The 18,324-nt window shown below is 72.2% G+C and carries 17 protein-coding genes; 6 read left to right on the forward strand and 11 right to left on the reverse strand.

The window, feature by feature from the left end; all coding sequences use genetic code 11:
• Positions 1 to 64: 64 nt before the first annotated feature.
• From HNR13_RS17770 to HNR13_RS17780, 3 genes are all read right to left on the reverse strand, one after another.
• Complete coding sequence (locus HNR13_RS17770; RefSeq protein WP_179607915.1) at positions 65 to 1,381, reverse strand: amino acid permease; 1,317 nt, start codon at positions 1,379 to 1,381, stop codon at positions 65 to 67.
• A 166-nt stretch (positions 1,382 to 1,547) separates the two neighbouring features.
• A complete protein-coding gene (locus HNR13_RS17775) occupies positions 1,548 to 3,707 on the reverse strand; it encodes a glycosyltransferase family 39 protein (RefSeq protein WP_179607917.1) in 2,160 nt (719 codons plus the stop codon).
• Positions 3,708 to 3,709: 2 nt separating this feature from the next.
• Positions 3,710 to 5,014 carry a bifunctional glycosyltransferase family 2/GtrA family protein gene (locus HNR13_RS17780; protein WP_179607918.1) on the reverse strand — a complete coding sequence of 435 codons (1,305 nt, stop codon included), beginning with the start codon at positions 5,012 to 5,014 and terminating at the stop codon, positions 3,710 to 3,712.
• A 207-nt stretch (positions 5,015 to 5,221) separates the two neighbouring features.
• Between HNR13_RS17780 and trxA the strand changes: the two genes are divergently transcribed.
• Positions 5,222 to 5,605 carry a thioredoxin gene (trxA, locus tag HNR13_RS17785; protein ID WP_179607920.1) on the forward strand — a complete coding sequence of 128 codons (384 nt, stop codon included), beginning with the start codon at positions 5,222 to 5,224 and terminating at the stop codon, positions 5,603 to 5,605.
• 76 nt (positions 5,606 to 5,681) lie between these two features.
• Here the strand turns inward: trxA and HNR13_RS17790 are convergent, their stop codons facing one another.
• Positions 5,682 to 6,650: an aldo/keto reductase gene (locus tag HNR13_RS17790; RefSeq protein WP_179607921.1), complete on the reverse strand. Its 969-nt coding sequence runs from the start codon at positions 6,648 to 6,650 to the stop codon at positions 5,682 to 5,684.
• 141 nt (positions 6,651 to 6,791) lie between these two features.
• Here HNR13_RS17790 and HNR13_RS17795 point away from each other — a divergent pair, with 141 nt between their 5' ends.
• The 3 genes from HNR13_RS17795 (at position 6,792) to HNR13_RS17805 (ending at position 8,748) form a co-directional block, all read left to right on the forward strand.
• Positions 6,792 to 6,953: a hypothetical protein gene (locus HNR13_RS17795; RefSeq protein WP_179607923.1), complete on the forward strand. Its 162-nt coding sequence runs from the start codon at positions 6,792 to 6,794 to the stop codon at positions 6,951 to 6,953.
• 162 nt (positions 6,954 to 7,115) lie between these two features.
• Positions 7,116 to 7,322: a hypothetical protein gene (locus HNR13_RS17800; RefSeq protein WP_179607925.1), complete on the forward strand. Its 207-nt coding sequence runs from the start codon at positions 7,116 to 7,118 to the stop codon at positions 7,320 to 7,322.
• Between the two features lie 55 nt (positions 7,323 to 7,377).
• The gene (locus tag HNR13_RS17805) at positions 7,378 to 8,748 is read left to right on the forward strand and encodes a sodium/glutamate symporter (protein ID WP_179607926.1); all 1,371 of its coding nucleotides are present in this window, start codon (positions 7,378 to 7,380) and stop codon (positions 8,746 to 8,748) included.
• Positions 8,749 to 8,762: 14 nt separating this feature from the next.
• On the opposite strand, the gene HNR13_RS17810 is transcribed toward HNR13_RS17805, so the two are convergent.
• From HNR13_RS17810 to HNR13_RS17820, 3 genes are all read right to left on the reverse strand, one after another.
• Positions 8,763 to 9,032, reverse strand: coding sequence for a hypothetical protein (locus HNR13_RS17810; RefSeq protein WP_179607928.1), 270 nt, complete (start codon positions 9,030 to 9,032; stop codon positions 8,763 to 8,765).
• A gap of 74 nt (positions 9,033 to 9,106) precedes the next feature.
• Positions 9,107 to 10,219 carry a glutamate--cysteine ligase gene (locus HNR13_RS17815; RefSeq protein WP_179607929.1) on the reverse strand — a complete coding sequence of 371 codons (1,113 nt, stop codon included), beginning with the start codon at positions 10,217 to 10,219 and terminating at the stop codon, positions 9,107 to 9,109.
• A 58-nt stretch (positions 10,220 to 10,277) separates the two neighbouring features.
• Positions 10,278 to 10,793, reverse strand: a complete 516-nt coding sequence (locus tag HNR13_RS17820; protein WP_218881261.1) for a GNAT family N-acetyltransferase — start codon at positions 10,791 to 10,793, stop codon at positions 10,278 to 10,280.
• Positions 10,794 to 10,830: 37 nt separating this feature from the next.
• Between HNR13_RS17820 and HNR13_RS17825 the strand changes: the two genes are divergently transcribed.
• Entirely contained in the window at positions 10,831 to 11,628 is a 798-nt protein-coding gene (locus HNR13_RS17825; protein ID WP_179607932.1) for a hypothetical protein, read from the forward strand.
• On the opposite strand, the gene HNR13_RS17830 is transcribed toward HNR13_RS17825, so the two are convergent.
• Positions 11,625 to 12,770: a cystathionine gamma-synthase gene (locus tag HNR13_RS17830; protein WP_179607934.1), complete on the reverse strand. Its 1,146-nt coding sequence runs from the start codon at positions 12,768 to 12,770 to the stop codon at positions 11,625 to 11,627. The two genes, HNR13_RS17825 and HNR13_RS17830, sit on opposite strands and share 4 nt — an antisense overlap.
• A gap of 40 nt (positions 12,771 to 12,810) precedes the next feature.
• Positions 12,811 to 14,175 (reverse strand): cystathionine beta-synthase, encoded by a 1,365-nt coding sequence (locus HNR13_RS17835; protein ID WP_179607935.1) that lies wholly within the window; start codon positions 14,173 to 14,175, stop codon positions 12,811 to 12,813.
• 85 nt (positions 14,176 to 14,260) lie between these two features.
• On the opposite strand from HNR13_RS17835, the gene HNR13_RS17840 reads away from it, so the two are divergent.
• Entirely contained in the window at positions 14,261 to 14,929 is a 669-nt protein-coding gene (locus tag HNR13_RS17840) for a metal-dependent transcriptional regulator (protein ID WP_179607937.1), read from the forward strand.
• 22 nt (positions 14,930 to 14,951) lie between these two features.
• Here HNR13_RS17840 and HNR13_RS17845 read toward each other — a convergent pair whose 3' ends face one another.
• Positions 14,952 to 16,214: an Nramp family divalent metal transporter gene (locus HNR13_RS17845; protein ID WP_179607938.1), complete on the reverse strand. Its 1,263-nt coding sequence runs from the start codon at positions 16,212 to 16,214 to the stop codon at positions 14,952 to 14,954.
• 69 nt (positions 16,215 to 16,283) lie between these two features.
• Positions 16,284 to 18,161 carry an ABC transporter ATP-binding protein gene (locus HNR13_RS17850; RefSeq protein WP_179609624.1) on the reverse strand — a complete coding sequence of 626 codons (1,878 nt, stop codon included), beginning with the start codon at positions 18,159 to 18,161 and terminating at the stop codon, positions 16,284 to 16,286.
• Positions 18,162 to 18,324 lie beyond the last annotated feature (163 nt).

An 18,324-nucleotide genomic window follows, 5' to 3' on the forward strand; every position in this document is an offset into this window, starting at 1 on the left:
AGCGACGACGGCGGTCCCGACGACGGCGGCTTCAGCGACGACGGCGGTCCCGACGACGCCGGCCTCAGCGACGACGGCGGGCCCGCCGGCTCGCGGCCACCCCCACGAGCGCCGCGATGACCGCGATGCCGGCGGGGAACACCAGGTGCCAGCCCGCGAGCGCGAGCAGGCCGGCCGCGAACACGCACGACAGCACCGCCATCCACCAGCCGGGCGACCGCGTCGGCAGCAGCACGATCGCGCTGGCGACGCCGAGCCCGTACACCGCCGCCGCGATGCTGGTGTGCACGAGGATGAACGGCTGGAGGTCGCCGCTGGCGAGCACCACCACCGAGTACAGCGCCATCACCACGGCGGACAGCAGGAGCCCGCGCCGGGCGACCGCGCCGTTCTCGGCGCCGCGGCCGAACCAGGCGGGCAGGTCGCCGTCGCGGCCCATCGCGGCGCCCAGCTTGCTGAAGGCCGCCAGGTACGCGTTGAAGACGCCGGTGACGACGATCGCCGCGATGACGGCGACCACGACCCCTCCCCCGGAGCCGGTCGCGACCGAGACCAGGTCGAGCAGCGGGACCGCCGAGGTGGAGGCGCCCGACCCGAGCACGGCGACGGTGACGGTCTGGATCGCCAGGTACGCCACCGACACGATCACGAGCGCGAGGGCCGTCGCCCGCGGGATGTCGCGCCGCGGGTTGCGGAACTCGCCGCCGATGCCCGCGACGGCCTCCCAGCCGGCGAACGCCCAGATGTAGAGGCTCATCGCGAGGCCGACCCCGGACCAGCCGTGCGGGAGCAGCGGCTGCAGGTTTTCGGCGCGCGCGTGCGGAGCGGCGGCCGCGAGGACGAACACGAGGACCGCGATGAGCGCCCCGGAGAGCACCAGCTGCACCGACGCGGCGAAGCGGACGCCGAACGCGGTCACCGCCACCGGCACGACCATGAGGGCGATCGCGATGAGGGTGGTCTGCGCTGCGCCGCCGCCGATCACCGCCACGACGTAGCGTGCGGTCATCAGGGCGGCGATGGGAGCGCCGATCGGGGTGCCGAAGAAGAACCAGTAGCTGACGATGCGCGCGGCGGTCGGCCCGAACGCCCGCCGTGCGAAGGTCGCGACGCCTCCCGCGTCCGGGTGCCGGCGGGCCAGGGCGGCGAAGGTCGCGGCCAGCGGGACGGAGATGAGCGCGAGCGCGGCGACCGCGAGGATGGCGCCGGGCCCGGCCGCCGCCGCGGCCAGCGCGGGGAGCACCAGGATGCCGGTGCCGAGCACGGCCGCGACGTAGAGCGCGGTGCCGCCCGCGACGCCGAGGTGGCCGCGGTGCTCGACGTGCTCCGCTGTTCCGCCTGCAGCGGGTACGCGCGTGGTGGAGGGCGCAGGTTCGGTCACCGGACAATCCTGGCGCGGACCGCCGACATCCGCCGCCCATTCGCGGCCACTGATCGCATATCCGCCGCCAATCCCCGCCGAGACGCACGAAACCTCCGCCGAGGGGCACGAGAACGCCCCTATCCGGAGCGGATAGGGGCGTCCATGTGCCCTTCGGGGCCTCCCATCACTTCGTCAGGTCGTAGAGGGTGACACCTCCCACCGTGGTCGCGGTGAAGTTCTTCTCGACCCAGGACGCGATCGCGCTGGAGGCGCTGCTCCCGCCGTTGGCCTGGCCGACTCCGCCCGCGATGAAGTAGTGGATCTTGCCCTCCTTCACATACTGCTCGAACTGCTCCAGGGTGGGCGACGGATCCGAGCCGTTGAAGCCGCCGACCGGCATGACGGCCTCCTGGGTCGCGAGCTGGTAGCCGGCGGCGGAGTTGGAGCCGATCGCCGCCGCCACCCAGGTGTAGGAGGACGCGTCGGCTTTCAGCAGCGCGCTGAGCTGGGAGCTGACGGTGCTGGAGCCGAGCAGGCCGCGCATGCCGCCCCCGCCCGCGGCGCCGGGAGCGCCGGTGGGGCCGCCCTGCGTGCCGGTCGTGCCGCCGGTCGTACCGCCGGCCGCACCCGTTCCTCCGGTCGTGCCGCCGGTCCCTCCGGTCCCACCGGTCGTGCCGCCGGTCGTCCCTCCAGGACCAGCGTTCCCACCCGGGAACCCGCCCTGCCCGCCGAACCCGCCGCCGGGCGCGCCGCCCTGGCCGCCGCCGTTCGGCGCTCCGCCGAACCCGCGGCCTCCGCCCGGTCCGCCCATCGCGCCCGACACCGTCGGCCCTGCCGTCACGATCGACCCGGTGTGACCGGTGGTCACGGTCTGGATCGTGTAGGCGGTCGGGGCGAGCAGTGCCGCCACCAGGGTGGTGGCGATGGTCGCGCCCGACAGTGGCCGGCTGCGCGGGGCAAGGAGCAGCAGCACGGACGCCGCGAGCGCGATGATGAGGACGACGACCTTGAGCCACGGGAGCCAGTCGGTCGCCCGGTCCAGCAGGACCCATGCCCAGACCGCCGTGCCGATCAGGGTCACGGCCGAGAGGATGCGCACCCAGAGCCGGCCGCGGGCGCCCCAGACCGCCGAGGCGCCGATCGCGACGACGCCGGCGAGGGCCGGGGCGAGGGCGACCGTGTAGTACGCGTGGAAGATGCCGGCCATGAAGCTGAACGCCAGCGCGGTCACGATCAGCCAGCCTCCGAACAGCAGGAGGGTCGCGCGCCGGGGGTCGGTGCGCGCCATCCGGCGGCCGAGGAGGAGCGCCGCGGCGAACAGCACGAGCGCTGCGGGAAGCAACCAGGTGATCTGGCCGCCGATCTCGTTCTCGAACAGGCGGAGGATGCCGGTCGCCCCCCACATCCCGCCGCCCGTCGCTCCGCCGCGACCGCTGGTGACGCTGCCGGTTTCGTTGCCGGTGAGGCGGCCGAGGCCGTTGTAGCCGAAGGTCAGTTCGAGGAAGCTGTTGGTCTGCGAGCCGCCGATGTACGGGCGCATCGACGCAGGCATGAGCTCGACGATCGCGACCCACCAGCCGGCCGCGGCCACGACCGCGCCGAGCGCGGCGAACAGGTGGCCGAAGCGCTTCGCCCACGAGACGCGAGCGGCCGCCAGGTAGACGCCGGCCAGCACCGGGAGGATCAGGAACGCCTGCAGCTGCTTGGTCAGGAACCCGAAGCCGACGGCTACGCCCGCCCAGACCACCCACCGGATCCGGCCCGATTCGATGCCGCGCAGGGTCAGGTAGGTGGCGAGAGTCAGCAGCAGCACGAGCAGCGCGTCCGGGTTGTTGAAGCGGAACATCAGCGCGGCCACCGGGGTGACCGCCAGCACGCCGCCCGCGAGCAGCGCCGTACGTGCGCTGAAGTTGCGGCGCACGATCAGGTAGACCAGCCACACGGTCGCGACGCCCATCAGGGCCTCCGGCACCAGGATGCTCCAGGAGCTGAGCCCGAAGATCCGCACCGAGAGCGCCATGATCCAGAGGCTCGCGGGCGGTTTGTCGACCGTGATCGAGTTCGCGGCGTCGCTGGAGCCGTAGAAGAACGCCTCCCAGTTCACAGAGCCCGCCTGCACGGCGGCGGAGTAGAAGGAGTTCGCCCAGCCGCTGGCGGCGAGGTCCCACAGATAGAGCAGCGCGGTGACGGCGAGGAGGCCGAGGAGCGCTGGGCGCTCCCAGACGGCGGCGTCCTCCCGGCCGCGCACGAGGCGGCGCAGCCAGACGGCCGAGCGGCCGGGTGGCGCGGTCGCGGTGGCCGAGCTGGGTGAGACGGTCTGGCTTGGTGCGGTGCTGACGGACATGGTCACCTCTCCGTTTCGGTCGGGGCGAGGACAAGGGCGGCGGTTTCAGACACCGCGCCTGCGGGAACGGGATCCGTGGACGGCGACGCCGACCGTGGCGGAGGCACGGCCTCCGGCACCGCCGCTCGCCTCCCGGCCCGGAACACCCAGAGCCGCAGCAGCACGAAGCGCAGCAGCGTCGCGAACAGGTTGGCCGCGGTGAGCACGATCAGCTCCACCCGGGCGGGCGCGCCCGGAGCCGTCGCGTGCAGCACGGCGAGCGAGCCGCTGGTCAGCGCCCAGGCGATCCCGAATACGACCAGGCCCTGGAACTGGTGCCGCACCATCCCGGGCCGGCCGCGCACGCCGAACGTGAAGCGCCGGTTGGCCCAGGTGTTGGCGATCGCCGTCAGCAGGAGCGCCGCGAAGTTCGCGGCCTGCCCGCCCAGCGCGCCGGACAGCAGCAGGTAGAGCAGCGCGTACGCGGCCGTCGACAGCACGCCGACGATCGCGAACCGCACCACCTGGCCGAAGAAGCTCGGCGGCGTCGGCGGCGCGAACGGCCGCCGGCCGAGCTCCGCGTAGACGGCCTCGATCGGGATGCGCCCGCGGGCGATGTTCGTGCCGACGCGCAGCATCCCCTTCAGGTCCTCCCGCGCGGTGCGCACGATGTCCACCGAGCTGTGCGGGTCGTCCACCCAGTCGACGGGTATCTCGTGGATGCGCAGGCCGGCGCGCTCGGCGAGGATCAGCAGCTCGGTGTCGAAGAACCAGCCGTCGTCCTCCACCAGCGGCAGGAGACGCTGCGCGACGTCCCGGCGGATGGCCTTGAAGCCGCACTGCGCGTCGGAGAAGCCGACCGACATCGTACGGCGCAGCAGCAGGTTGTAGCTGCGGGAGATGAACTCGCGCTTGCCGCCGCGGGTGACGCGCGCGCTCCTCCCCAACCGGGTGCCGATCGCGAGGTCGGAGTGGCCGGAGAGCAGCGGCGCCACCAGCGGGGGGAGAGCGGCGAGGTCGGTGGAGAGGTCCTCGTCCAGGTAGACGAGGACCTCGGCGGGCGAGGAGCCCCACACCGCCTTGAGGGCGCGCCCGCGCCCCTTCAGCGGGAGGTGCACGGCGACGACCCCGGTCAGCTCTCCGGCGAGCGCGTCCGCGAGGGCGGGCGTGTCGTCGGTGCTGGCGTTGTCGGCGATCGTGATCCGCCAGCTCGCCTGCACCGTGTCGGTCAGGTAGGCGTGCAGCCGGCGGAGGGACGTGTCGAGCGTCGCCTGCTCGTTGTACACGGGCACGACGATGTCGAGCGAGAGGGTCGTTGGCTGGGACATGGCAGCAACCCTGCCGCCGTGACCTACCCGTGACCTTTCGTGCGGTTATGCCCGGTCGATGGGTGTCCTCACGGGTTCCTATGCGGCTCCGATGAGCGGGCCGGGTTGGATGACCGCGCGGGAATGCCATCGGCGGGCGTACCGTTCCAATCAGTGCGGCCGTCCACACCGGCCCCCACAACTTCCCTCGAACAGCAGGAGACCCTCATGGCAACCGTCGAGCTCACCGCTCAGAACATCGAGTCCCAGATCACGGAGAACGACATCGTCTTCGTCGACTTCTGGGCGGAATGGTGCGGCCCGTGCCGCATGTTCGGCCCCATCTTCGAGAAGGCGTCGCAGGAGCACACCGACGTCGTGTTCGGCAAGGTGGACACCGAGGCCGAGCAGGCGCTCGCCGCCTCCGCCGGCATCACCTCCATCCCGACCCTGATGGCGTTCCGCGACGGCATCCTGGTCTTCTCGCAGCCGGGCGCGCTCCCGGCGCCGACGTTCGAGGACCTCATCGGCCAGGTGAAGTCCCTCGACATGGACGCGGTCCGCGCGTCGATCGCGGAGGCGAAGGCCGGCGAGCCCGCCCCCGAGGCGTAGGACGCCCACGAACTGACAGGACACGCCGTCTCGCGGATCCGCGAGGCGGCGTGTCCTGTCATGTGGATGGAGCGGCTCAGAAGCCCGTCGGCATCGTGACCCGGTAGGGCGCCTCCAACTCGCGCACCTCGTCCTCGGTCAGCTCCAGGTGCACGGCCGCGACCGCGTCCGGGAGGTGGTGCGGCTTGGTCGCGCCGACGATCGGGGCGTCCACGACCGGGTTGCGCAGCACCCAGGCCAGCGCGATCTGCGCCATCGGGACGCCGCGGGCCTCCGCCACGCGCTGCACCGCCTCCGCGATCGGCCGGTCGTGCTCCTCCGTGTAGCGCGCCTGGAGCGGGTCGGTCTCGCCGCGGAGGGTCTGCTCGCCCCAGGGCCGGGTCAGCCGGCCCTTCGCGAGCGGGCTCCACGGGAGGCTGCCGACGCCCTGGTCCGCGAGCAGCGGGAACATCTCGCGCTCCTCCTCGCGCATCATCAGGCTGTACTGGTCCTGCATGGTCACGAATCGGGTCCAGCCGCCGAGGTCGGCCGCGTGCTGGAGCTTGGCGAACTGCCACGCCCACATCGACGACGCCCCGATGTAGCGGGCCTTGCCGGACTTGACCACGTCGTGCAGCGCCTCCATCGTCTCCTCGACCGGCGTCAGCGGGTCGAAGCGGTGGATCTGGTAGAGGTCCACGAAGTCCGTGTTCAGCCGGATCAGCGACGCGTCGATCTGCTCCAGGATCGCGCGGCGCGAGAGCCCGGCGCCGCCGGGGCCGTCGTGCATCTTGAAGTTCACCTTGGTCGCCAGCACGACGTCCTCGCGTGTGGTGTACTCGCGGATGGCGCGGCCGACGATCTCCTCGGAGCTGCCGATGCCGTAGATGTTCGCCGTGTCCCAGAACGTGATCCCGGCCTCCACGGCCTGGCGGAAGATCGGGGCGGCCGCCTCGTCGTCCAGCGCCCACTCGTTGAAGCCGCGCGACCTGTCGCCGAAGCTCATGCAGCCCAGCGCGAGGCGGCTGACCGTCAGGCCGGTCGATCCCAGTCGGGTGTATTCCATCGTTTCGTTCCCCTTTCCGCTTCGACGTAGCGTCGCTTCGACGGTAGCGTCGCTTCGACGTAGCGTCGCTCTGACGGTACCCGTCGGCGCCCCGCACGAGGGAGGTACTGCCGATACCGCGATCGGGCCTACCATCGCGGCATGACCGATGAGAGAGAGAACTGGCCGGAGACCCCCTCCGGCGAGCCCATCGACACCGACGCCCTCGCGGAGGGCGAAGGCGGCGGCCCGTACGACGCCGACGGCGTCTTCGAACCGGAGGACGACGCGGCGGCGGACGACGAGGACGACCCCGGCATCTAACCCGTCCGGAAGCTGTGGGCTGCCGTTCACCTGAATCCACTTGTCCCCCGGCCTTGTACCCCACTAGGGTCGAGTCCAGGAGCCAGTCCTGAGCCGGCGGAGGCGGAGCACATCGCGTCGCCGCCGGCGAGGACCGGCTGCACAACTGGGGAGGGGTGCAGCGTGACGACCTATGAGACGCCGATCGGGAACGCGCCGAAACCGGGGCAGGACATCCATCTGGTCAGATGGATCCGCTCCGCGGACGGCTGGAGCAGCGAGACCGTGCTCTGCACGTACTTGGCGGGGACACCCTCGCACTGGGTGGTCGAACGGCACGGCGAGCGCGTGAGCCTCGACCGTGCGGAATGGGCGCAGTTCGCCTTCTGACCCGTTGCGTTCTGACCCGTTCGCGTTCTGGCCGGGGCGGCACGGAGGAGGCCCGATGTTCGGCGGCTACACCGACGCGCAGTGGGCGGCGCTCGCCTTCGTGTTCCTGGGGCTCGCGCTCGTCGTCGCCACCCTCGTGCGGCGGTACGCCGGGTTCCTGCGCCGGCTGTACATCCCGGTCAGCGTCATCGCGGGTTTCCTGATCCTGCTGCTCGGGCCGCAGGTGCTGGGCGCGCTCACGCACTCGTCGGGGCTGGTGCCCGCGCCCGTCGCCGACATCCTCGCGCGACTTCCCGGCCTGATGATCAACGTCGTCTTCGCCGGGGTGATGCTGGGCAAGCGCCTGCCGAGCGTGCGGACGTTCTGGCGGGAGTCTGCGCCGCACTTCATCCTGGGCAGCGTGTTCTCGTTCGGCCAGTTCGCCCTGGGAGCGCTCGCCGTCGCCCTCCTGCTGAAGCCGGTCTTCGGACTGCCCGACGCGGCGGGCTCGGTGCTGGAGCTGTCCTTCGCGGGCGGCCACGGCACGATCGCCGGGATGGGCGACATCCTGAAGACCGCCGGCGCTCCGGAGGTCGTCGACATCGGGCTCGGGCTCGCCACCATCAGCATGATCACCGGGGTGGTCGGCGGCTCGATCCTCGTGAACTACGCGATCCGCAACCCGCGGATCTCCGTCGCGCGCACGGACCGCGTGCACCCGGCGACGGACGCCGAGCACTACATCCCGCCGAACAGCGGCGACACCGACCAGCCCGATGTCGGGCTCGGCTCGATCAGCCGGAGCTTCGGCGCGATCGCGCTCGCCATCGCGCTCGGCCTCCTCATCCTGGAGCTGCTGCGGTTCGGGGCCAACGCGCTGGGCTCCGGCCTGTTCGACGACTTCCCGCTGTTCCCGTTCACGGTCATCGGCGGGTTCGTGGTGCAGCTCGTCCTCAGCCTGGCCGGCAAGGAGGAGCTGGTGGAGCGCCGGACCGTCAACGACATCACGACGCTCGCGCTGGACATCCTGATCGCCGCCGCGATCGGCACGATGTCGCTGGCCGCCCTCGGGGCGAACATCCCGAGCCTGGTGATCCTCACGGTGATCGCGTTCGCCTGGAGCGTCGTCGGGATGCTCTGGCTCGGCCCGCGCATCCACCCCGTCGACTGGTTCGAGCACGCGATCGCCGACTACGGGCAGTCGCAGGGCAACGTGGCGACCGGGTTCGTCCTCGCGGACATGGCCGACCCGGCGCGCACGACCGCCGCCGCCCGCGCGTACGGCTACAAGCAGCTCACCTACGAGCCGATCCTCGGCGGCGGGATCCTCACGGCGCTGAGCGTGCCGATCATCCTGCAGCTCGGGTCGCTGTGGTTCGGCCTGGCGAGCCTCGTCGTCACCGCGGGGCTCATCCTCTGGGGGATCCTGCGGGTGCGGCGGCGCTAGGCGCCGAGCGCGCCTCAGAGCCCCGCGCGCGCCGCCAGCAGCTCGACGGCCACGCGCCAGTCCCGCGCCGGGATCCCGTCGCCGGTCTCCTCCTCGCCGGGCGGCCGCGCCACGAACGACGGCCACGGATCGCCGGCGGTGTGCGCCTCCTCCACAAGGCCGAGGTAGTCGCCGCCGAAGTACACCTCCCACGCCGCGGTCGCGGTCGGGCTGTACATGAGCGTGAGCGGGAGCGAGCCGTACGTGTAGACGGCGTGCTGGTGGGCCAGTTCCTTCCCCGTCATGTCCGCCTCCACGTCATGGCCTCCCACCTCATGTCCGAAGCGTAAGCGCGTCCGGCCTCCGACGGAAGGGACTGCTACGCCACGAAACGGCCGTCGCCCTCGTCGCCCGCGTCGTGGGTCACCGCGACCGCCTCGGCGACCACGTCGCGCATCCGTCCGCGCCGGGCGAGCGCCGCGCGCTGCCGGCCGGCGCCGCCGCCGCTGCGCAGGATCCTGTCCACTCCGCTGCGCACCAGTTCCAGGTCGCCGTAGCTCTCCAGCGCGTCGGCCGTGTGGACGAGCAGCGCGTCCAGGGCGGCGACCGCCGTGCCCTCGCGGCCGGTCACCGGGTGCGGCAGCATGCCGCCGACGCCGGTCAGCGCCGCCTGCCACTCGGCCAGCCGCAGCGCGGCGGAGGGCGTCGGCAGCGGCGCGACGCCCGAACGCCACTCGCCGACGGCGGTGTCGACGAGGGCGCGCACCAACGCGGCCAGCACGACGGTGTCGCGCGCGTCGAGGCAGACGTCGGCGACCCGCACCTCCACGGTCGGCTGCTTGTGCGAGACCCGCGCGTCGAGGTAGAGCATCGCCTTGTCGAGGATGACGCCGGTCTCAACCAGCAGCCGTTCGAACCGGTCGTAGGCCTCGACCGAGCCGAAGACGTCGGTCGGCCCCGCGCTCTGCCACTGGTGCCAGGCGACGAACCGGTAACTGGCGTGCCCGGTGTCGACCCCGCCCGTGAACGGCGAGTTGGCGGTCAGCGCCAGCAGCACGGGCAGCCAGGTGCGGATGCGGTCGAGGACGGCGACGCCCTCCTCGCGCGAGTGGATCGCGACGTGCACGTGGCAGCCGCAGACCAGGGTGCCCTTCGCGGTGAGCCCGTACCTGGCCATCATCTGGTCGTAGCGCGGATCGGGCGTGGCGTGCGGACGCAGCGGCATCGGCGACATCGCCACGGCGATCGCCCTGGCGCCGTGCCGCTGCGCGAGCGTGTCGGCGAGGGTGCGCCCCTCGAGGATGTCGGCGAGCAGCTCGTCCGTGGCCAGGCGCGGCAGCGTCTGGGTCTCGATCATCTCCTGCTGGATCTCGGCGCCGAGCCGCAGCTCGGTCCCGGCGGGAGCGTCCGCCAGAGCGGACGGGGCGACCGGAGTCGCGATCCCGCGTTCGTCGACCAAGAGGAGTTCTTCCTCCACCCCGAAAGTCCTCACGCCTCCACTATCGGTGAGGGCTCCTCACGGATCAATACCCCGAATGCCGAGAATCCGCTCAGCGCGCGGCGTCCACCGGCCGTTCGAGCACCTGCCCCGGCCACGCGCCGACGGTGAACAGGTCGGTGCGGGTGTACCCGCAGGATTCGTAGAAGCGCACGAGGTCGCCGGTGCCCCCGGCGTAGCAGTCCACCCGGAGCTTCCCGACGCCCGCGGCCTGCGCCTGCTCGTGCGCGAACTCCAGCAGCCGGCGCCCCGTGCCCTTGGCGCGGGCGTCGCGCGAGCCGATGAGGACGCGCACGTACAGCTCCGGCTCGGTGGCCGCAGGAACGTACTCGGTCGCCGCGCCGAGCGCCAGGAACCCGACGACGCCCGTCCCGGGCTGCTCGGCCACCCAGGAGCCCTGCTCCGCGACCCAGCCCCGGATCCTGGCCACCTGCTCCGGCCGGGACGAGAACGGCTCCGTGCCCCACTGGCCGGTGTTCCCGATGCTGACGAACCAGGCGATCGCCTCGTCGAACAGGCGGAGGACGGCGTCGGCGTCGGCGGACCCGGCGGGGCGGATGGCGGTCATGCTCCCATCCTGCTGCATAGGTCCCTAGACTCGCCGCATGGCCGACCTCGCCGCACTCTGGAGCCGCGCGCTCTCCGGCGACCGCGCGCCGATCGAGCGTGCGCTGGGAGAGGACAGCCGGCTCCCCGGGCCGCGCGCGAACCTCGAGCTGGCCGGGCGGTTCGCGGAGACCGTCGCGGCGGACCGCGCCTCGGGACTCGCGGTGCTCGCCGGCTGGCTCGCGACCCCGCCGCAGCTGGCGACGCCGCTCCCCGAGGGGACAGAGGAGTTCCTCCCGGCCTGTGCGGCGCTCGCGGCCGGCGCCGTGGCGGCCCGCGCCGCGGCCGACGGCGAGACGCTGCCGGGCGACGCCGTCGCCCTCCTCACCGCCGCAGCCGGCGACCGGCGCTGGCGCGTCCGCGAACTGGCCGCGACCGGACTGCAGCGCGTGCTCGCCGCGGACTGGCGGGCGGGCCTGGATCAGGTGGAGGTCTGGCTGCGCTCGGGCGAGCCGTTGCCGATGCGGGCGGCGGTGGCGGCCGTGGCCGAGCCTCCGCTGCTCCGCGACCCGCAGCACGCCGCGCAGGCGACCGCCATCGTCACGGAGGCCGTCGACGCGCTGCTCGCCGTGCCCGCGGCGGAGCGCCGGGCGGAGGACGTCCGCGTCCTCCGCAAGGCCCTCGGCTACGCGATCAGCGTGGTCGCCGCCGCCGACCCGGAGGCCGGGCTCCCGCTCCTGGAACGCCTCGCGGCGTCCGACGACACCGACGCCGCCTGGCTCGTCCGCGAGAACCTCGCGAAGGCCAGGCTGAAGCCGTTCGCCGAGCGGCTCGGCGCACTGCGGCGACCCGGCTAGCGGCTCAGCGCCTGCTCGACGTCGGCCAGCAGGTCGGCGACGTCCTCGATCCCGACCGACAGCCGGATGACGTTGTCCGGGACCTCCAGCTCGGTGCCGCGCACCGACGCGTGCGTCATCTCCGACGGGTAGCCGATCAGCGACTCCACGCCGCCGAGCGACTCCGCGAGCTGGAACACCTCCGTCGACTCGGCGAACCGGCGGGCAGCGGCCGCTCCCCCACTGAGGGCGACGGACAGCATCCCGCCGAAGCCGCTCATCTGCCGCGCCGCGAGGTCGTGGCCGGGGTGGTCCGGGAGGCCCGGGTAGTACACCGCGTCGATCCCGGGGCGGCCGACCAGGGCCTCCGCGATCGCCTGCGCGTTCTCGCTGTGCCGCTTCATCCGCACGTCGAGCGTCTTGATGCCGCGGGTGGTCAGCCAGGCGTCCATCGGCGACGACACCGCGCCGGCCGCGAACTGGATGAACTGCGCCTTCTCGGCGAGCTCGGCGTCGGCGAAGACCAGCGCGCCGCCGATCACGTCGGAGTGGCCGCCGAGGTACTTGGTGGTGGAGTGCACGACGACGTCGGCGCCGTACGACAGCGGCTGCTGGAGCGCGGGCGACGCGAACGTGTTGTCCACGACGACGAGCGCCCCTGCCGCGTGACCCAGCTCGACCAGCGCGGCGAGGTCGCTGATCTTCATCAGCGGGTTGCTGGGCGTCTCGATCCACAGCACGCGGGTGCGGTCGGTCGTCAGCGCCGCGCGGACCGCGTCCAGGTCGCCGAGGTCGACGGTCGTGTTGCGCACGTCCCAGGCGCCGTGGATGCGGTTGATCAGCCGGTGGGTGCCGCCGTAGACGTCGTTGCCGAGCACCACGTGGTCGCCCGGGCGCAGCACCGCGCGCAGCAGCGCGTCCTCGGCCGCCAGGCCCGACGCGAACGACAGCGCGCGCACGCCGCCCTCCAGCGAGGCCAGCAGCTCCTCGAGCGAGGTGCGCGTCGGGTTGCCCGCGCGCCCGTACTCGTAGCCGCCGCGGAGGCCGCCGACGCCGTCCTGCACGAACGTCGAGGTCTGGTAGATCGGCGGGATGATCGCGCCCGTCGTCGGGTCGAACTCCTGGCCGACGTGGATGGCGCGCGTGGCGAAACCGTGGGTCATCGGGATCCTTGCTCCAATGCGGGGGTGAGGGAGGTGAGCGTCATTCGCTCAGGTAGGTGAGGAGGTCCTGCCGGGTCAGCACGGCGACGGGCTTGCCGTCCTCCGTGACCAGCAGCGCGTTCGCGACGGCGAGCGCCGCCCGCGCCGCGGTGACCGGCTCGTTGATTCCGATCAGCGGCAGCGGCTCGCCCAGGTGCGCTCCGACCGGGTCGCTCATCTTGGCGCGGCCGCCGAACACGTCGTCGACCAGCGAGCGCTCGTCGAGCGCTCCGGCGACCTCGCCCATGACGACCGGCGGCTCCGCGGTCAGCACCGGGAGCTGCGAGACGCCGTACGTGTTCATGATCTCGATGGCGTCGTGGACGGTGTCGGACGGGTGCGCGTGCACGAGGTCGGGCAGGTCGCCGCGCTTCGTGCGGATGACGTCGTGCACCGTCGCCTCGTCGGGGACCTCGCTGAAGCCGTAGGACCGCATCCACTTGTCGTTGAAGATCTTCGCCAGGTAACCGCGGCCGCCGTCCGGGAGGATGACCACGACGATGTCGTCGGCGGTCAGGTCCTTCGCGGCGCGCAGCGCGGCCACGACGGCCATGCCGCTGGAGCCGCCGACGAGGATGCCCTCCTCGCGGGCGAGCCGCCTGGTCATGTGGAACGACTCGGCGTCGGTGACCGGGATGACCTCGTCCACCACGCTCGGGTCGTACGCGCCCGGCCAGAAGTCCTCGCCGACGCCCTCCACGAGGTACGGCCGACCGGTCCCGCCGGAGTAGACCGAGCCCTCGGGGTCGGCGCCGACGATGCGGACGCGGCCCTCGGAGACCTCCTTGAGGTAGCGGCCGGTGCCGGAGATGGTGCCGCCGGTGCCGACGCCCGCCACCAGGTGGGTGATCCGGCCGTCGGTGTCGCGCCAGATCTCGGGACCGGTGGTCTCGTAGTGGCTGCGCGGGCCGTTCGGGTTGAAGTACTGGTTGGGCTTGAACGCGCCGGGGATCTCCGCCGCGAGCCGGTCGGACACCGAGTAGTAGGAGTCCGGATGCTCGGGAGGCACCGAGGTGGGCGTCACCACGATCTCGGCGCCGTAGGCGGTGAGGACGTTCCGCTTGTCCTCGCCCACCTTGTCGGGCAGCACGAACACGCAGCGGTAGCCGCGCTGCTGGGCGACGAGCGCCAAGCCCACGCCGGTGTTGCCGCTCGTCGGTTCCACGATGGTGCCGCCGGGCTTCAGCAGCCCTTCGGCCTCCGCAGCGTCGATGATGCGGGAGGCGATGCGGTCCTTCGACGAACCTCCGGGGTTCAGGTACTCGAGTTTGACGAGCACCGTCGCCGCGATTCCGTCGGTCAGCCTGTTGAGCTTCACGAGCGGAGTGTCGCCGACCAAGTCGATGATGGTCTCTGCGTACTTCACGCGCTCCACCGTAACAGGGCGGCCGCGGGGACGCCGCCGTGTTACCCGCTCATCCGCGCTGCCGGCCGCCGCCTAGACTTCTGGCATGCCGGTGTCCGATCTCTCGCCCGTGGCCCAGGACTACCTGAAGCTGATCTGGTCGGCGACCGAATGGGCCGGCGACCCGATCACGGTCAAGCAGCTCTCGGAGCGGATGGGCGTGCGCGCGGCGACGGTGTCCGATGGCATCCGGCGGCTCGCCGACCAGGGACTGGTCGTGCACGAGCCGTACGGCGCGATCGAGCTGACCGACGACGGCCGCCGCGGCGCGGTGGCGATGGTGCGCAGGCACCGGCTGATCGAGACCTTCCTGGTCGAGGAGCTCGGCTACGGCTGGGACGAGGTGCACGACGAGGCCGAGGTGCTGGAGCACGCGGTCTCCGACGGGCTGGTGGACCGCATCGACCGCCGGCTCGGCTACCCGGCGCGCGACCCGCACGGCGACCCGATCCCGACCGCGGACGGCACGCCGCGGCGACCGGAGGCCGTCCCGCTGCTCGATGCGAGCACGGCGACCCCGCTCACCGTCGTCCGCATCTCGGACGCGGACCCGGCCGTGCTGCGCTACCTCGGCGAGCGCGGCATCGGCCTGGACGCCGTGCTGACGGTCGACGAGCACCGGGCGTTCGCGGGCGACGTGACCGTGCACGTGAACGGCGAGGCGGTCGTCCTCGGCGCGACGGCCGCCGCTGCGGTCTGGGTCGCCGCCGGCTGAGCGCGCGAAGCCGCGCCGGCGATCACTGCGGTGCGAGCGTCAGCACCACCAGCGCGAGGTTGAGCGCGACGATGAGCGCCGCGACGCCCCCGCCCAGCACGCGCACCCAGCGGGCGTCCGCCCGCTCACCCATCACCGCGCGCGAGCCGGTGAGCCGCAGCAGCGGGATCATGGCGAACGGGATGCCGAGGCTGAGGAAGACCTGCGACAGCACCAGCGCCCAGGTCGGGTCGACCCCGAGCGCGAGGATGCCGATCGCCGGGACGAGCATGACGATCCGGCGGGCGAGCAGCGGCACCCGCACCCGCAGGAGGCCGCTCATGATCGCCGCCCCGGCGTAGCTGCCGACCGAGGTGGACGCGAGGCCGGAGGCCAGCAGCCCGACCGCGAAGATGACGCCGATCGCGGGGCCGAGCGCCGCGCTGATCGCGGCGTGCGCCCCCTCGATCGTGTCGGTCCCGGCGACTCCGGGCAGCGCGGACGCCGCCAGCAGCAGCATCGCGATGTTGACCGCTCCGGCGAGCACGAGCGCGAGCACCACGTCGAGCCGCGTCGCGCGCAGCAGGGTGCGGATCCTGCCCTGGTCGCCGCTCACGCCGTGCCGGTCGCGCGCGAGCGCCGAGTGCAGGTAGATCGCGTGCGGCATGACCGTCGCGCCGAGCATGCTCGCGGCGAGCAGCACCGTCGGCGCCCCGTCGAAGCGCGGCACGAGCCCGGCCGCGGCCGCCCGCCAGTCGACCGGGCTGACGACCAGCCCGGCCACGAAGCCCACGGCGATCACCCCGAGCAGCACCAGGATGACCGCCTCGAACGGCCGTTGCCCGCCCCGCGTCTGCACCGCGAGCAGGGCGATCGCCGCGATGCCGACGATGAGCCCGCCGATCGGCAGCGGGAGACCGAACAGCAGGTTCAGCGCGATCGCCCCGCCGATGACCTCCGCGATGTCGGTCGCGGCCGCGACCAGCTCGGCCTGCGCCCAGTAGGCCCGTCGCGCGCCGGTGCCGAGCCGGGCGCCGAGCAGCTCCGGGAGGCTCCGGCCGGTGACGATCCCGAGCTTGGCGGACTGGTACTGCACGAAGACCGCGATGGCGTTGGCGGCGACGAGCACCCAGACCAGCAAATAGCCGTACTGGGCGCCGGCGGTCAGGTTGGCCGCGACGTTGCCCGGGTCGACGTAGGCGATCGCCGCGACGAAGGCCGGCCCGAGCAGGAACCACAGGCGCAGGCGGGCGCGCGCGGGCCGCTCCACGACCTCCAGCGCGGTATTCGTTTCGCTTGACTCCATTGTTAGACCAGCCTAACAATGATCGAGAGTCACGTAAACGCCCTCGGCGTCAGGCGGGCCGGGTGCCCGTCAGTCGGGGTCGAGGACGGCGGTCTCGGTCTGCTCACGGTACAGCCGCGCATAGATGCCGCCGAGGTCCAGCAGTTCGCGGTGGGTCCCGCGCTCGACCACCTGGCCGTGGTCGATGACGAAGATGACGTCCGCCGCCACGATCGTGGACAGCCGGTGCGCGATCGCGATGGTGGTGCGCCCGCGGGAGGCCGTGTCCAGCGCCTGCTGCACCACCCGCTCCGAGATGGTGTCCAGAGCGCTCGTCGCCTCGTCGAGGATCAGCACCTCCGGGTCCTTGAGGAGCACGCGCGCGATCGCGATGCGCTGCTTCTCGCCGCCGGAGAGGCGGTAGCCGCGCTCCCCGACGATGGTGTCGTAGCCGTCCGGGAAGCCCACGATCGTCTCGTGGATGTTCGCGCGCTTCGCCGCGGCCTCCAGCTCCTGCTGCGTCGCGTCCGGTCGCGCGTAGCGCAGGTTCTCGGCGATGGTCGCGTGGAACAGGTAGGTCTCCTGGCTCACCACGCCGATGTGCGAGACGAGCGAGTCCTGCTGCAGGTCGCGCAGATCGGCGTCCCCGAAGAGGATGCGCCCGGAGGTCGTGTCGTAGAACCGCGGGATGAGGTAGCTCACCGTCGTCTTGCCCGCGCCGCTCGGCCCGACGAACGCGGCGAACTCGCCCGGCTCGATGACGAACGACACGTCGTCGAGGGTGTTGCGCTCCCCCGGCCGGGCGTCCGGGTAGCGGAACACCACGTGGTCGAACTCGATCCGGCCGAGGTCGCGGCCCGGGTCGACCGGCACGGCGTCCGGACGGTCGGCGATGGCCGGCTTCAGGTCGAGGTACTCGAAGATGCGCGCGAACAGCGCACCGGAGGTCTGCAGGTCGAGCGCCACGCGCATCAGCGCCAGCAGCGGGAACAGCAGCCGCGCCTGCACCGTCGTGAACGCGACGATCGTGCCCGCGGTGATGTCGGTCGCCCCGCCGAGGATCAGCCAGCCCGAGACCAGGTAGACGATCGCCGGGATCGACGACAGGAAGATGTTGACCATAGCGAAGAACCACTGGCCGCTCATCGACTGCGACACCTGCAGCCGGATCTGGGTGCGGTTCTCGTCCGAGTAGCGCTCGATCTCCGCCTGCTGCCGATTGAAGCTCTTCGACAGCAGGATGCCGGATACGCTCAGCGTCTCCTGCGTGATCGCGGTCATGTCCGACAGCGACTCCTGGGTCCGGGTGGCGATCCGCGCGCGCACCTGGCCGACCCGCCGCTGGGCGATCACCAGGATGGGCATCAGGATGACCGCCACGATGGTCAGCTGCCAGTTGAGCAGCAGCATCGCCACGAGCGCCGCGATCACCGTGACCGTGTTGCCGAGGATGCTCGACATCGTGTTGGTGAGCACGTTGGCGACGCCGCCGACGTCGTTCTGCAGCCGCGACTGGATGATGCCGGTCTTGGTCTTGGTGAAGAAGCTCAGCTCCATCGACTGCAGGTGCGAGAACAGCCGCACCCGCAGCGCGCCCATCACCTTGTTGCCGACCGAGGAGGTCAGGTAGGTCTGCCAGACGCCGAGCAGCGCGGAGCCGACGAAGACCACGATCATCACCACGACGATCTCGATCAGCACGGGCATGTCCGGCTTGCCGGACTTCGGGAAGAGGCCCTCGTCGAAGGCGCGCTGGGTGAGCAGCGGCGGCACGACCGACAGAGCCGCGCCGATCAGCACCAGCACCATCGTCGTGACGATCGCGACCTTGTGCGCGGCGAACAGCGAGACGATGCGGCGGAACAGGTGCGGGATGCGCGGCGCCTCCGCATTCAGCGCCCGCTGGGCCGCGGCGTCGCCGCCGCTGACCCGTGAGCGCATGCCGCCACCGCCGCCCATGCCACGCATTCCGCTCACACGGAAAGCCTACGTCGGCGCCGGGAGCGCCGATGCCGCGTCGGTTACGCCGTCGGAGGAACGACCGGCCCGAGCGCCCGAAACGGAGGGTCCATCCCCTGCACGCGGGTAGACGCCGCCGTGACCGAATCGCAATGCAAGCGCTTGACGTAAA

Origin of the sequence: Leifsonia shinshuensis, assembly GCF_013410375.1 — a bacterium.
In the GTDB taxonomy this organism is placed as follows: domain Bacteria; phylum Actinomycetota; class Actinomycetes; order Actinomycetales; family Microbacteriaceae; genus Leifsonia; species Leifsonia shinshuensis.

Excerpts from the sequence above, each read along its gene's own strand:
- HNR13_RS17775 (WP_179607917.1), bottom strand. The coding sequence starts at position 3,707 with ATGTCCGTCAGCACCGCACCAAGCCAGACCGTCTCACCCAGCTCGGCC.
- HNR13_RS17780 (WP_179607918.1), bottom strand. The coding sequence starts at position 5,014 with ATGTCCCAGCCAACGACCCTCTCGCTCGACATCGTCGTGCCCGTGTAC.
- trxA (WP_179607920.1), top strand. The coding sequence starts at position 5,222 with ATGGCAACCGTCGAGCTCACCGCTCAGAACATCGAGTCCCAGATCACG.
- HNR13_RS17790 (WP_179607921.1), bottom strand. The coding sequence starts at position 6,650 with ATGGAATACACCCGACTGGGATCGACCGGCCTGACGGTCAGCCGCCTC.
- HNR13_RS17795 (WP_179607923.1), top strand. The coding sequence starts at position 6,792 with ATGACCGATGAGAGAGAGAACTGGCCGGAGACCCCCTCCGGCGAGCCC.
- HNR13_RS17805 (WP_179607926.1), top strand. The coding sequence starts at position 7,378 with ATGTTCGGCGGCTACACCGACGCGCAGTGGGCGGCGCTCGCCTTCGTG.
- HNR13_RS17810 (WP_179607928.1), bottom strand. The coding sequence starts at position 9,032 with ATGACGGGGAAGGAACTGGCCCACCAGCACGCCGTCTACACGTACGGC.
- HNR13_RS17820 (WP_218881261.1), bottom strand. The coding sequence starts at position 10,793 with ATGACCGCCATCCGCCCCGCCGGGTCCGCCGACGCCGACGCCGTCCTC.
- HNR13_RS17825 (WP_179607932.1), top strand. The coding sequence starts at position 10,831 with ATGGCCGACCTCGCCGCACTCTGGAGCCGCGCGCTCTCCGGCGACCGC.
- HNR13_RS17830 (WP_179607934.1), bottom strand. The coding sequence starts at position 12,770 with ATGACCCACGGTTTCGCCACGCGCGCCATCCACGTCGGCCAGGAGTTC.
- HNR13_RS17840 (WP_179607937.1), top strand. The coding sequence starts at position 14,261 with ATGCCGGTGTCCGATCTCTCGCCCGTGGCCCAGGACTACCTGAAGCTG.
- HNR13_RS17845 (WP_179607938.1), bottom strand. The coding sequence starts at position 16,214 with ATGGAGTCAAGCGAAACGAATACCGCGCTGGAGGTCGTGGAGCGGCCC.
- HNR13_RS17850 (WP_179609624.1), bottom strand. The coding sequence starts at position 18,161 with ATGCGTGGCATGGGCGGCGGTGGCGGCATGCGCTCACGGGTCAGCGGC.